13 protein-coding genes are annotated in these 13,722 nt (G+C 46.6%); 1 reads left to right on the top strand and 12 read right to left on the bottom strand.

Annotation, left to right across the window (positions count from 1 at the left end; genetic code table 11):
- Positions 1-18: 18 nt before the first annotated feature.
- The 11 genes from lpxA to pyrH form a co-directional block, all read right to left on the bottom strand.
- Positions 19-789 carry an acyl-ACP--UDP-N-acetylglucosamine O-acyltransferase gene (gene lpxA / locus D0C16_RS09070; protein ID WP_151032019.1) on the bottom strand — a complete coding sequence of 257 codons (771 nt, stop codon included), beginning with the start codon at positions 787-789 and terminating at the stop codon, positions 19-21.
- 44 nt (positions 790-833) lie between these two features.
- On the bottom strand, positions 834-1,271 hold the full coding sequence (fabZ, locus tag D0C16_RS09075) for a 3-hydroxyacyl-ACP dehydratase FabZ (RefSeq protein ID WP_039911929.1): 438 nt from the start codon (positions 1,269-1,271) through the stop codon (positions 834-836).
- A gap of 27 nt (positions 1,272-1,298) precedes the next feature.
- Positions 1,299-2,324 (bottom strand): UDP-3-O-(3-hydroxymyristoyl)glucosamine N-acyltransferase, encoded by a 1,026-nt coding sequence (gene lpxD / locus D0C16_RS09080; RefSeq protein WP_151032020.1) that lies wholly within the window; start codon positions 2,322-2,324, stop codon positions 1,299-1,301.
- A 15-nt stretch (positions 2,325-2,339) separates the two neighbouring features.
- Entirely contained in the window at positions 2,340-2,777 is a 438-nt protein-coding gene (locus D0C16_RS09085) for an OmpH family outer membrane protein (RefSeq protein WP_255482033.1), read from the bottom strand.
- Between the two features lie 113 nt (positions 2,778-2,890).
- Positions 2,891-5,539 (bottom strand): outer membrane protein assembly factor BamA, encoded by a 2,649-nt coding sequence (bamA, locus tag D0C16_RS09090; protein WP_151032022.1) that lies wholly within the window; start codon positions 5,537-5,539, stop codon positions 2,891-2,893.
- 47 nt (positions 5,540-5,586) lie between these two features.
- Complete coding sequence (gene rseP, locus D0C16_RS09095; RefSeq protein WP_151032023.1) at positions 5,587-6,933, bottom strand: sigma E protease regulator RseP; 1,347 nt, start codon at positions 6,931-6,933, stop codon at positions 5,587-5,589.
- A gap of 21 nt (positions 6,934-6,954) precedes the next feature.
- Positions 6,955-8,154 (bottom strand): 1-deoxy-D-xylulose-5-phosphate reductoisomerase, encoded by a 1,200-nt coding sequence (gene ispC / locus D0C16_RS09100; protein WP_151032024.1) that lies wholly within the window; start codon positions 8,152-8,154, stop codon positions 6,955-6,957.
- Between the two features lie 2 nt (positions 8,155-8,156).
- Complete coding sequence (locus tag D0C16_RS09105) at positions 8,157-9,011, bottom strand: phosphatidate cytidylyltransferase (protein ID WP_151032025.1); 855 nt, start codon at positions 9,009-9,011, stop codon at positions 8,157-8,159.
- Positions 9,004-9,702, bottom strand: a complete 699-nt coding sequence (gene uppS, locus D0C16_RS09110; protein WP_255482102.1) for a polyprenyl diphosphate synthase — start codon at positions 9,700-9,702, stop codon at positions 9,004-9,006. The genes D0C16_RS09105 and uppS overlap by 8 nt, the downstream gene beginning before the upstream one ends.
- Positions 9,703-9,863: 161 nt before the next feature.
- Positions 9,864-10,421, bottom strand: a complete 558-nt coding sequence (gene frr, locus D0C16_RS09115; protein WP_151032027.1) for a ribosome recycling factor — start codon at positions 10,419-10,421, stop codon at positions 9,864-9,866.
- Positions 10,418-11,152 (bottom strand): UMP kinase, encoded by a 735-nt coding sequence (gene pyrH / locus D0C16_RS09120; RefSeq protein ID WP_049629253.1) that lies wholly within the window; start codon positions 11,150-11,152, stop codon positions 10,418-10,420. The genes frr and pyrH overlap by 4 nt, the downstream gene beginning before the upstream one ends.
- 255 nt (positions 11,153-11,407) lie before the next feature.
- Here pyrH and D0C16_RS09125 point away from each other — a divergent pair, with 255 nt between their 5' ends.
- Positions 11,408-12,727: a GGDEF domain-containing protein gene (locus tag D0C16_RS09125; protein WP_151032028.1), complete on the top strand. Its 1,320-nt coding sequence runs from the start codon at positions 11,408-11,410 to the stop codon at positions 12,725-12,727.
- A gap of 54 nt (positions 12,728-12,781) precedes the next feature.
- Here D0C16_RS09125 and tsf read toward each other — a convergent pair whose 3' ends face one another.
- Positions 12,782-13,651: a translation elongation factor Ts gene (tsf, locus tag D0C16_RS09130; RefSeq protein WP_151032029.1), complete on the bottom strand. Its 870-nt coding sequence runs from the start codon at positions 13,649-13,651 to the stop codon at positions 12,782-12,784.
- Positions 13,652-13,722: the final 71 nt, after the last annotated feature.

The raw sequence follows: 13,722 nt of genomic DNA on the forward strand, positions 1-13,722 counted from the left end.
AAAACGCTATTTTGTGTTCTAGCGAACGATTCCACGTTCAGATGATCTCAGGGAATCAATTAACAGCTGCAGCGCTGCACACTCACTCACTTGTGCGTCTAGCTCTGCTAAAGCCTCATCAAGAGTAAGGCCGCGCCGGTAAATGGTCTTATAGGCTTTGGTGAGAACAGCAATATCTTCTTTAGTAAAGCCTCGACGACGCAGCCCCTCTGTGTTGATGTTTTTCGCTTCGGCCGGACTACCATTTACCATCACATAGGCAGGCACATCTTTGCCAATCGCAGTCCCCATACCGGAAAAACTATGCGCGCCAATTTTGCAAAATTGATGAACTAGCGTAAAACCACTAAGAATCGCCCAATCCCCAATATGCACATGACCAGCTAAAGCCGCATTATTTACCAGAATACAGTGGTTACCGATCACACTGTCATGTCCAACATGGACGTAAGCCATGAGCAGATTGTGATCGCCAATTGTAGTTTCATTTCGGTCTTGGACAGTCCCGCGATGAATAGTCACGCCTTCACGAATAGTATTGTGATCCCCAATAACTAAACGCGTGGGCTCGCCTTTGTATTTTAAATCCGGAGTATCTTCACCAATTGATGAAAACTGATAAATTCGGTTCTGCTTGCCGATACGTGTTGGCCCTTTAATCACTACATGGGAAGCAATCACACTACCTGCCCCGATTTCTACATCAGGGCCGATAATAGTCCATGGGCCTACCTCTACGTCGGCCGCAAGACGTGCATCCGGATGAATTATTGCAGATGGATGAATCAAAATATTTACTCACTCATGTTCAATCATTAAGGAAAACACCTTCCTTAAATACTGCGATCCGCACATAAAATAGTTGCCGATGCAGCGAGGACACCATCTACGCTGGCTTTGCATTCAAATTTCCAAATTCCACGCTTTTCGGAAACGACGCGTGACTCCAGTTGCAAACGGTCGCCGGGAACAACCTGACGCTTGAAGCGAACATCATCCGCACCAGCAAATAAATAAATAGAACCGTCCTGTGGCTTTTTATTCATGGTTTTAAAACCCAGAATTCCAGAAGCCTGTGCCATGGCCTCAATAATCATTACGCCGGGAAATACAGGGAAGTGGGGAAAATGACCGTTAAAGACAGCCTCATTGATGGTGATATTTTTGTAAGCGACTATAGATTCGCCCTCTACCAACTCAACAACTCTATCCACCAGTAGAAACGGATAGCGGTGAGGAAGGTATTCGCGAATTTCATTAACATCCATCATGGTCTATGACCCCAAGCAAAATAAAAATTAGTCCTCGCCGCTGGAACGGTCGAGTTTGATTAAACGTGTCGCCAATTTATCAAGCTGACGAAAACGCGCTGCGTTCTTGCGCCATTCTTTTGTTGGCCCAAGGGCCGTTCCGGAAGAATAAGAGCCTGATTCTGTAATTGAACCAGTCACCAGACTCATGGCCGTAATATGTACCTTATCGGTAATTGTCAGATGTCCGACAATACCTACTGCGCCGGCTATCGTACAATATTCACCAATAGAAGTGCTGCCGGCAATACCGGTTTGTGCAGCGATAGCAGTGCCTTTACCAATATTCACGTTATGGGCAATTTGCACCTGATTATCGATAATAACGTCATCGGCAATATAAGTGTTATCCAGGGCTCCCCGATCTATACAGGTACACGCACCTATCTCAACATTATCGCCAACAATAACACCGCCCAGCTGAAAAATTTTCACCCAGCGCCCTGCGTCTGGCGCAAAACCAAATCCATCAGCCCCAATCACCGCACCACTGTGAATGCGACAATTCGAGCCAAGAGAAACGCCGTGATAAACTGTTACATTGGCAGAAAGTAGCGTATTTTTACCCACCACACTGTGATCCCCGATATAACTACCCGGCCCAATTACAACACCATCACCAACGGAAACTCCCTCTCCCAACACAACATTGGCACCAATAGAAATACCCGTTCCCAGCACACAGCCCGCGCCTATCACCGCTGAAGGATGAATCCCGACATAAGGAGGGAGGCGATCATCAAAAAATTGCGACGCTTGTGCGTAGGCAACGTATGGCTTCTTTACTACCAACTTGTTGCCGGCAAATTCACTAATTAAATCTGGATGGATTAATACAGCTCCTGCAGCAGTAGCAGCCAGATATTTTTTATAGGCGGGGTTTGCAATAAAAGTTAGATCACTTGCAGTAGCATTTTGCAAAGTAGCAAGCGCACTTATTTCCTGACTGGGATCGCCAATTAACTCGGCATCCAACATAGTTGCCAATTCAGCCAATAAATAAGTACGCGCCACAACCTGCTATCCAGCTTACTTAGCTTTATTGAGCAGTTCAGTAACTTTTGGAGTTAAATCATTTTCAGGTTTGGCCATCATCACAGATTTAGCATCTACGATCATGCCAATTTTTTCTGATTCAACCAATTGTTTTACCACTGCTTCCATTTTTGGGCCAAGCTCTTGCATGATTTGTTGCATCAACGCTTGTTGCTCAGATTGCAGCTTTTTACCTTGGAATTGATAGTCCTGCCCCAAGCTTTGCAATTTCTTTTCGTTTTCAGCGCGTTTCTCTGCACTCCAGGTCATACCATCTTTTTGATATTCAGCTTGCAGGGCTTTGATATCTGCTGCCAAACCATCAAGCTTGGCTTTTGCCGCCGCAAAATCAGCACTTTTTTGCAGTTTTTCAAATTTTGCTTTAGCCGCAGCAGTACCCATAACAGCCGCAGTTGGATCAAGCACTACCACTTTGCTTTGCGCAAAGGAAACTGCAGAAACCAGCGATAAGGCAACTACAGCAAATAATTTTTGTGCAACAGTCACAATCTTTTCCTCTTTGATAATCGATAAAAAATTTATTTTTAGAAAGTTTGCCCCAAGGAGAACTGGAACACTTCCGTACGATCGTACTCATTTTCCCTAATTGGTTCGGCAATGCTAAATGTCATTGGTCCGAAACCAGAAATCCAGGTTAAGCCCAAGCCCACGGATGCATTGATGTGATCGACGTCAACATCGTAGCAATTCAATTGAGTTTTTCCACAATTCGTATCAAATACATTCCCCGCATCCAGGAAGAATGTAGTTTGTATTGAACGTTGATCCTTAATGAACGGCAATGGGAAGAGTACCTCCGCCCCACCTTGAATTAACACATTGCCACCAAACGCCCCGCGATTGCGACCAACATAGTTATTGTTGTTCGCGTTAGTAATGAGCTCTCCAGGAACACAATCTATATTGCCCGCATCCCCTGGTGAATCAGGATCTTCACACAGAACATACGCAGTTCCTCCAGTCTCACCAGCATCAGGAATACCATCACCATTCAAATCATCCCAAATTGTTGGGCTGGTAACCGCCGATCTAATATAGGTGCTGCGCGGCCCCAAGGTGTTGCGTTCGAACCCACGGACCGAGCCAAAACCACCAGCATAATAATTTTCAAAGAACGGCAATTCATCCAAGCCACCATAAGACTCCGCGTACCCCAGTCGGGTATGCAATCTTAAGGTCAATGCGTTGGTTAACGGGACAAACACCTGCCCATTGTAATTAAGCTTATAGTATTCCAGATCACCACCAGGCAATGAAATCTCAAATGAAATTTGTTGCTGAGCACCGCGGTTTGCCAAAACTCCGCGATTTAATGTAGATCTCAACCAATAAACGCTGGCCTGCGCATCGTTAAACGTATCGCCATAAATATCCAAAAATCCTTTAGGGCCAAGCATGGATTCGGTAATTGGTTTGGTTTCGTAACTGCCTGCCGGGAAGTCAAAACCATTGTACGCACGCTGCGTCAAATCATAGTTTTCCCCCTGAGTGATATAACCAATTTCATTATTCCATATAGGAGAGCGAATAATTTCCTGAGATGAATATGAAGTAGGAGTTACCTCCAAGCTGCGTAAACCTATATCGAAACCAAGGCGTTCAATATCAGACACCGGATAACCAAAGTTCAACTTACCACCGTATACGTTCGTGCTATAGGGTGTAATGTTGTAAGAACCGTAATCACTTTTTGTGTAATAGAGATTAACGCCGCGGCTCACGCCATCTGGGGTAAAATATGGATCGTTGTAATTAAAGTTATAGGCTGTTTGATAGCGGTTATGGCTAAAACTGAAGCCTACTTGCTTACCGGTTCCGAACCAGTTGTTTTGCTGGATACTTGCAGAAAACAATAGACCTGAATATTGGGCGTAACCCACCTGCAACCCCATGCTACCCGATGGCTGCTCCTCCACGGTATATTCAACATCGATTTGATCAGATGTACCTGGCACCTCTTTGTTCTCAACTTTAACTTCTTTAAAGAAGCCCAAACGCTCTAAACGAACTTTGGAGTTTTCGATTTGCGCAGAGTTGGCTGAACCACCTTCCATTTGACGCATTTCACGACGCAACACTTCATCAACGGTTTTAGTATTTCCGCGGAAATTTACACGATTCACATAAGCACGTTTGCCAGGCTCAATAAAAAACGTAATTTTTACCGTTTTATCGGCATCATTACGCTCTGGCATACCTTCCACTTTGGCAAATGTATAACCCTCGTTACCCAAACGCTTGGTCACATACTCTTCGGAGGTAGTCATTAAAATTTGAGAAAAGATTTGGCCAGACCGCATCAAAATCATACTGCGAATAATTTGCTCATCAATAGCCGGATCACCCGCGAGCTCAACGCTGCTGACGTTATAAATATCTCCCTCCGTGATATTTACAGTGATAAAAATTTTTGACTTATCCGGGCTTAAAGAAATTTGCGATGAATCAATTTTAAAATTCAGATAGCCGCGATCCATGTACCAGGATTCAAGACGCTCAAGGTCGCCTTTCATTTTTTCCTTATTATATTTATCGTTCCCGGTAATCCAGGACCACATGCCAGTGGTTTTTAATTCGAACAGTTCAATCAACTCTTCTTCGGTATACTTTGTATTACCCACAATATTGATCATTTTGATGCGCGAAGGACTGCCTTCGTCAATTTTCACCAACACCTTAACCTGGTTGCGCGGCATATCTTCAATTTCAATTTTTACACTGGCACCATAACGCCCCTGATTTACATATTCGCGTTGCAATGCTTGAGTAATACCTTCCAGGGTGGCGCGCTGAAAAATCTGACCTTCAGAGAGATTGTTCTCTTTCAAACTATCCATGAGGTTTTCGGTTTTGATGGCCTTGTTACCCTTCAACTCGATTTTGTTAATGGCTGGGCGCTCTTTAATCACCAATACCAACACATCACCATCGCGCTTAATGGCAACATCGGAAAAGTAACCTACTTTAAACAGCTCTCTCGTAGCACTCTGGATATCTGCCTGGGTCAAGGTGTCGCCCACACGTATTGGCAGGGCACTAAATACTGTTCCTGCTGACACACGCTGTAGGCCTTCAACTCGAATGTCACTCACTCGAAACGTTTGTGCGTGCACCGTTACGGCAAAGAAAAGTACCAGCAAACCGCTAAAAAATTGCATCAAAACTTGCTTCATAGAATCTGTTCTAATCATTAATGAATGTTGGTTGCAGCCAAAAACAGTTACAGCCGCATAATGTCGTTATAGAGTGCCAACAGGCTCAAGCTAATCACCAAAAAGAGCCCTGCCTGGTACCCCAGCATCTGCACTTTGTCGGACACCGGTTTCCCCTTAATTACTTCAATGAAGTAATAAAATAAGTGGCCACCATCCAGTACAGGGATAGGCAACAGGTTAAAAACTGCCAAAAAGACACTCAGCAGCGCGACAAAACCAATAAAGCTCACCAGACCGCTCTCGGCCGAAGAGCCCGCCACCTTAGCAATGGTTATCGGTCCACTCAAGTTTTTCGTGGAAATTTCGCCAAGAATCAATTTTTTGACTGATAAAAGAACAAAACCCGAGGTTTCCCAGGTTTTATTGACCCCGGCAACAAAAGCACCGACGACAGAATAGTCATAAGCACGAATCAATTTTTCGGGAATATTGTAGGGTTGAACCCCAACTCCAACCCTACCCTGAACCTTACCATTTTCGGTTACGGCATCGGGAATTAAGGTTAATTGATGCAGCTGTCCAGCACGCTCAAAGGTTACACTCAATGCAGCACCCGGGCGTTCACGGACATAATCCACCCACAAGCGCCAATCATTTATTACGACATCATCAACTCTACGCAGTACGTCTCCTGTCTTTAAACCAGCTCTCTCCGCTGGACTAGCAGAAAGAACCTCACCTACCACGGGAGGGATTTGAGGAAATTGAAGACTAATCCCCAAACCGGCAACCGGATCCGGATCTGCCGCATCGCGCAACCAATCATGCAATTGAGCCTCAGATTCATACTGAAAATGAGAGTCTTCCGAGTAGGCCACCTTAAAACTGATCGGACCACTTTCACCCAAGCGATTCAGCAACGCCCGATTAAGAGCCTGCCAGGTTGGTGTTGGGATACCATCGACCGCAAGAATCTCCTGTCCCTTCTCGAGCCCAGCCTGGGCCGCAATAGAGTTAGGAGCAATACTGTCGATTACAGGAACCATGCCGCGCTCACCTTGCAGCATCAACCCCCAAAACAGCAGGATCGCTAATATGAAGTTTGCAATTGGCCCCGCCGCGACAATCGCTATTCGCTGCCAGACCGATTTGTTATTGAAAGCCATATGGCGCTCTTCCGTCGCTACAACTCCCTCTCGCTCATCCAGCATTTTTACATAGCCACCCAATGGTAAGGCTGCCAAGGCATATTCGGTTCCCTGACGGTCCCGCCATGACCATAGGACCTTTCCAAAACCAATGGAAAAGCGATGGACCTTTACCCCACAACGACGAGCCACATAAAAATGCCCGAACTCGTGAATAGATACGAGAATAAGAAGCGCAACCAGGAAAGATAGAACAGTCTGCATACAACTAACCTCGAGAGGAACTTACCATTGCGCAATCAATTGCTGCGCCAACGCTCTCGCCTCAGCATCAGCCGCTTGTACATGCCCAAGATCATGAGGTTCAACAGATACGATACGTGATAATACCTGTTCGATAACAACAGCAATCTGATCAAAACGAATTCGCCGCTGTAAAAATGAGGCGACCGCCACTTCATTCGCGGCATTAAGAATCGCAGGTGCCGTGCCAGCCGTTTCTGCGGCCTGCTGGGCCAAACGCAGGCATGGAAAACGCATATAATCTGGCGAACTAAAATCCAAACGGGCCGTAGCAATTAAATCCAAACTTGCTACGCCTGACTCTATCCGCTCCGGCCAAGCCAAAGCGTGTGCGATGGGCGTGCGCATATCGGGGTTCCCTAATTGCGCCAAAACTGAACCATCAATATATTCCACCATTGAGTGGATGACACTTTGCGGATGCACAACCACTTGAACCTGTTGCGGACGCGCATTGAACAACCAGCACGCCTCAATTAATTCCAAGCCTTTGTTGAGCATAGTGGCTGAGTCCACAGAAATTTTTTGCCCCATACTCCAGTTGGGATGAGCACAGGCTTGCTCGGGAGTAACCTTTGGTAAATCGCTAAGAGGCGTATTGCGGAAAGGGCCACCAGAGGCGGTTAAAAGAATTTTGCGCACACCGCTGGATTTCAAACCCTGCTGCAGGTAATCCGCACGATGATTGGGTAAACATTGGAAGATCGCGTTGTGCTCACTATCTATCGGCAGGAGCAGAGCACCACTTTCAGCAACAACTCGAGTAAATAAACCACCCGCCATTACCAACGCTTCTTTATTTGCCAACAGAACTTTTTTGCCAGCCCTGACCGCCGCCAGTGTCGGCAATAACCCAGCAGCGCCTACGATGGCAGCCATCACGGTATCAACCTCAGGATCAGACGCTACCTGAGCTAAAGCATCATCACCTTGCAACACTTCAGTTGTGCAACCCTGACGACGCAGTTCCATCTCCAGCGCGCTCGCGGAGACAGGATCTTTCATTACCGCATAACGCGGTCGGTATGCCAAACATTGCGTAGCCAAAACCTGCCAACGACGATCTGCCGTTAACGCAAATACTTTATAACGATCAGGATGACGCGCAATAACATCCAGCGTGCTAACACCTATAGACCCACTCGCTCCCAGCACCGTAATCGATTGAACCGTTGCCGACATTGTTACGCACCCACCGCCGAACTAAATGCACCTGTAGCCAGCAACGCCATCGCAAATATTGGCGCCCCCGCAGTAATACCGTCGACACGGTCAAGAATCCCACCATGACCCGGCAATATACTCCCACTATCTTTCACACCCGCATGACGCTTGACCATGCTTTCAAGTAAATCACCTAACACAGAAATCAAACTGGTGGGAACAACAATCGCCAACATAATCAGGAAACTCATGTCCAACGCGTGACTTAACCCTAACGCCAATAGGCAATTTGCAAAAAAACCGCCAGCAAATCCCTCCCAGGTCTTACCCGGGCTAACGGCGGGAGCCAACTTATGGCGACCAAAGCGACGGCCAGCAAAATAACCACCGCTGTCAGCAATTGCGACTATAAGGATCAGCAACAACACCAACCAGGCGCCATTCACTTGCTGGCGAACATACACCAATGCCACCCAGGTCGGAATTAACACGACCAATCCCATCAATAAGCGCAGACCCTGATGCCCCCAAAGCAAACTGCTGGTCGGGTAACCCTGCACAAGCAATAAGGCCAAGGCCCACCAACCACAACCCACAATCAGCAAATCGCGAATTGCTTCTTCATTTAACCGGGGGGTCGCCTCACCCTCAAACCCCAAATACACTGAAGCGCAAATCATCAATACCAAGTTAACGAGGGTATAAAACGTACGCTGCCAAACCGCGGTAAAGCCCGATAAGCCAGCCCACTCCCAACTACCTATCAGCACTACAGCGCCAATAAAGAATGAAAAGTACCCGGCAGGCAAACCAAACAATGCTGCGAGAAAAATAACCGCCAGAAACAGCGCCGTAATTACACGTTGCTTAAGCATTAATTGCACCCGCTTCGATTTGATCCCCGGTCATACCAAAACGGCGCTGACGCTCATGAAAACTACTCGCCGCTCTCTTCAATTCCTCGCCATCAAAATCAGGCCAGAGTTTGTCGCTGAAAAAAAGCTCAGCATAGGCGCATTGCCACAATAAAAAATTACTAATGCGCACTTCACCACCCGTGCGAATTAGCAAGTCCAAAGGAGGGAGATCCGCCAGGCAAGTGTGTTGATGAAGAGTATCTTCGTTGATATCAGCAACCGCTAAATTTCCGTTCAGCACTTGTTGCGTCATTTTTTGTGCCGCCTGGGCAATATCCCAGCGCCCGCCATAATCCGCAGCAATTGCCAGCGTAGTTTTTCCACCCGCAGTGATTGCCTCAGCTTCAGCAATTGCTTTTTGAATGGATGCGCTAAAGCGCTCACGATTACCAATCACGCGCAAAGCAACATTTTTCTTCTTCAATGCCTTGGCTTCGTTTTTGAGATACAACAGAAACAGTGACATAAGGGCTTCGACTTCGATTGGAGGGCGCCGCCAATTTTCACTGCTAAATGCAAACACAGTTAATACTTCAATGTCTAACTCCTGACATGCAGCCATCACATCGCGAATGCGCTCAACACCCACTTTATGACCAGACACCCCTGCCATACCACGCTGTTTTGCCCAGCGATTATTGCCATCCATAATGATCGCCACATGGCGAAGATTATTGTCAGTCACGCGTTTCTCCCATCGACAGGCTTATATTGATGCAAACAAGCAACTGCCTGCCTTTTTTACATTTTTTTGTAGTGGTAAGTACAGGATATCCGCCCCGCAAATTTCGGAGCGGATACAAAAGCAGATTAAATAGCCATCAAATCTGCTTCTTTCGCAGCCAACGCCTTATCTACTTCAGCAATATATTTATCGGTAATCTTTTGAATGTCATCCTGCGCGCGACGATCGTCATCCTCTCCAATCGCCTTATCTTTCAGCAACGCCTTCACATCACCGAGCACATCGCGACGCACATTGCGAACGGCTACACGACCATTCTCTGCTTCAGCGCGAGCTTGTTTGATAAAGTTCTTACGGGTTTCTTCGGTCAACATCGGCAATGGAATACGAATCAAACCGTTGTTGGTAGAAGGGTTTAAACCCAAATCTGATTTCATAATGGCTTTTTCAATTGCCGGAACCAGATTGCGTTCCCAAGGGCTTAACGACAGGGTGCGCGCATCTTCAATATTGATATTCGCAACCTGACTCAAAGGAGTTTGCGTACCGTAATAATCGACAGTGATACCATCCAACAAACTTGGGTGAGCACGACCAGTACGAATTTTATTGAAATTATTACCCAGCGCTTCAATCGCTTTTTTCATACGCGCTTCAGCATCTTTTTTGATGTCATTAATCATGATTTATCCTCTTCAATCAAAGTACCTTCGTTACTACCCACAACAATATTCAATAACGCACCGGTTTTATTCATACGGAAAACGCGCACCGGCATATCGTGCTCACGACACAAGCAAATTGCCGTTAAATCCATTACACCCAGCTTTTTGTCGAGAACTTCGTCGTAAGAAAGACGATCATATTTCGTCGCCGTAGGATCTTTTTTAGGATCCGCCGTATAAACACCATCAACTTTGGTGGCCTTTAGTACAATATCCGCTTCCACTTCGATGCCACGCAAACAGGCTGCTGAGTCAGTAGTAAAAAATGGATTGCCCGTTCCCGCCGAAAAGATCACGACCTCACCGGAATTCAGGAAACGGATAGCACGGCGGCGGTCATAGTGCTCAACCACACCGCTCATTGGAATAGCTGACATAACACGGGAGGAGATGTTGGAGCGCTCCAATGCATCGCGCATTGCCAGGGCATTCATTACCGTGGCCAACATCCCCATGTGATCGCCAGTTACACGATCAAGACCGGCTGCACTTAGGGCAGCACCACGAAACAGGTTGCCACCACCAATAACCAAGCCAACCTGAACACCAATACCGACCAACTGACCAATTTCCAGAGCCATTTTGTCGAGTACTTTAGGGTCTATACCGAATCCCTCGGTTCCCATCAATTCCTCGCCACTCAATTTCAACAGAATACGCTTGTACTTCTTATCTCTGGGGCTGGACATAAATGCTCTCCAAAACAATGAGTTAGCCACAAATGACCACCTCAACCGGGGGCCAAAAAAAATCGGTGCAGTGTAACAGAAAAACAACTCCCCAGTTATGCCCGGCGCCGCGGTTTTTCACTCGTAGGTCAAAACGATCCCGATTAAACAACAATATAATTGTCATAACTACCATAAGATCAGGGCAAAAAAATTGATTTCCCCATATGCTGAACAATACTTATACGCAATCTATAACAAGCAGTAGACCGACCAATGAATGATAAAAGCTTTAACTCAGTGCTGATCGCATCAATTTTCGTCACCTTAATGCTCGTGATTAGCATTCATCTAATACCGCCAAAACGCCTTTTACTGCTGCCAGACGCGAGCGCTCGCCTGTACTTACTAACGAAGACACTTGCCGACGGCAACCCCTCGTCGGAATGGACAAACGAGCAACATACCGCCTGGAAATGCACAAAACCGGCAGACAACACTGAGTACTACTTTCCCTGCTCATTTACGGTCGATCTATCCAAAAACTCTGTCGTCGGTACCGATCTCTCCAACTACAGCCATATTAACCTTCACCTGGATTACCGTGGCAGCTCCAATAAGGTGCGTATCGCAATACGTAACTACAACGACGATTACTCGAATTCTGCCGATGGCAATAGCACCAAATTCAATGCGGTCCAGATTCACGCCGGAGAACTCAACAAAGAGCAACACTTGCCCCTCGCATCATTTGCAGTTGCCGATTGGTGGCTTAGCCAATTCAACATTCCCTTAGCCCGTTCCGGGCCTGAAATGTCGAATGCAATGTCCCTGAATATTGACTTTGGAGAACCCATTCAGCCAGGCATACACAGCTTTGAGCTAAAGAAAATAGAACTGGTGGGAGAATGGATAGCACCCGAGCACTGGTATTTGGGTATTTTAATTTTGTGGATGAGCAGTATCTTTATTTACGCCATAAAGCGGCTTTTTGAGTTGAATGCTCAAACGAAACACGACACCCAAGTGATAAACCAGCTTAGTAATACCAACGAGCAGTTAAAGGAAGAAACCAACAAGTTTCGCCGTCTATCTACCGTTGACCCGCTAACTCAACTATACAATCGCTTTGGTATAGACCAAATTATTGCAAGCCTCTCAGGAACTGGTCACTTGCAGACCCCGGACACACCTAACTACTCGCTAATGGTTGCCGATATAGACCACTTTAAACGCATCAATGATCAGCGCGGCCACGACACTGGCGATTTGGTTTTGCAACACATTGCAAAAATCATTCAAACACATTTGCGCGCTGGTGACTTTGTGGGCCGCTGGGGTGGCGAGGAGTTTGTAATCATTATGCCCGGGGCCAGCAAAAAAACAGCAATGGCTATGGCCGAAATGATTCGAGAAGCAATTTTCACCACACCTTGCAAATTGGAAAAGCCGCTTTTAGTTAGCACCAGCTTTGGCGTCTGCGAACGGAATGAGGGAGAAGATTTCGCCAGTTGCTTCAAACGAGCTGATAACGCGCTCTATAAAGCGAAAGAACAAGGAAGGAATTGCTGCGTTTACGCAGAAGAACACTTATAAAAACAAAAGGCCCGTACGGTGATACCGCACGGGCCTTTTGTTTATACAGACCAATTAGGCTTTAGCAGCGGCCACTTGTGCAGCAACTTCAGCAGCGAAGTCTACAACAGCAACTTCGATACCTTCACCTACTTCCAAACGCACAAAGCTCTTCACAGTTGCACCGCCAACTTTGGCGAATTGAGCAACAGTTTGCTCCGGGTTCTTAACGAAAGGCTGATCAACCAGGCTAGCTTCTTTCAGGAACTTGCTGATACGACCAACAATCATCTTCTCAACGATTTCAGCTGGTTTGCCAGCCATGTCTGGTTGAGCGCGGATGATTTCTTTTTCTTTCTCTACTACGTCAGCTGGCATTTGGTCAGAGCTAACCACGGTTGGATTAACTGCAGCAACGTGCATAGCAACGTCTTTAGCAATTTCTTCGCTGCCACCTTCCAACTGCACCAATACCGCGATGCGATTGTTCAAGTGCAAATAACCACCAACTACGCCACCCTCAACGAGGTTAATGCGACGCACGCTGATTTTTTCACCGATTTTTTGTACCAGTGCTTCACGTGCATTTTCCAGGTCGCCCGCCATCAGAGCAGCAACGTCGGTTTGCTTGGTAGTGAATGCTTTTTCCAATACGCTGTTTACGAACGCCAGGAAGCCTGCATCGCGCGCAACGAAGTCAGTTTCAGAGTTAACTTCGATAGCCACACCGTAGCTGTTATCCGGAGCAACTTTAACAGCAACAACGCCGTCAGCAGCAGTACGACCTTCTTTTTTGGCCGCTTTCAAGCCAGAAACTTTACGCAGGTTTTCAATCGCCAGTTCGATATCGCCATTGGCTTCGCCCAGCGCTTTTTTGCATTCCATCATGCCAAGGCCAGTGCGGTCACGCAGTTCTTTTACCAGTGCAGGAGTAACAGCGCTCATGGTTAATTCCTCAAATAAAAGTGTTCGAATTCAAGTTAAAAAAGGGGGCCAAGCCCCCTCTTCCGACAACC

This window comes from Cellvibrio sp. KY-GH-1, from assembly GCF_008806975.1.
Classification (GTDB): domain Bacteria; phylum Pseudomonadota; class Gammaproteobacteria; order Pseudomonadales; family Cellvibrionaceae; genus Cellvibrio.

Excerpts from the sequence above, each read along its gene's own strand:
- fabZ (WP_039911929.1), bottom strand. The coding sequence starts at position 1,271 with ATGATGGATGTTAATGAAATTCGCGAATACCTTCCTCACCGCTATCCG.
- bamA (WP_151032022.1), bottom strand. The coding sequence starts at position 5,539 with ATGAAGCAAGTTTTGATGCAATTTTTTAGCGGTTTGCTGGTACTTTTC.
- rseP (WP_151032023.1), bottom strand. The coding sequence starts at position 6,933 with ATGCAGACTGTTCTATCTTTCCTGGTTGCGCTTCTTATTCTCGTATCT.
- ispC (WP_151032024.1), bottom strand. The coding sequence starts at position 8,154 with ATGTCGGCAACGGTTCAATCGATTACGGTGCTGGGAGCGAGTGGGTCT.
- D0C16_RS09105 (WP_151032025.1), bottom strand. The coding sequence starts at position 9,011 with ATGCTTAAGCAACGTGTAATTACGGCGCTGTTTCTGGCGGTTATTTTT.
- uppS (WP_255482102.1), bottom strand. The coding sequence starts at position 9,702 with ATGGATGGCAATAATCGCTGGGCAAAACAGCGTGGTATGGCAGGGGTG.
- frr (WP_151032027.1), bottom strand. The coding sequence starts at position 10,421 with ATGATTAATGACATCAAAAAAGATGCTGAAGCGCGTATGAAAAAAGCG.
- pyrH (WP_049629253.1), bottom strand. The coding sequence starts at position 11,152 with ATGTCCAGCCCCAGAGATAAGAAGTACAAGCGTATTCTGTTGAAATTG.
- D0C16_RS09125 (WP_151032028.1), top strand. The coding sequence starts at position 11,408 with ATGAATGATAAAAGCTTTAACTCAGTGCTGATCGCATCAATTTTCGTC.
- tsf (WP_151032029.1), bottom strand. The coding sequence starts at position 13,651 with ATGAGCGCTGTTACTCCTGCACTGGTAAAAGAACTGCGTGACCGCACT.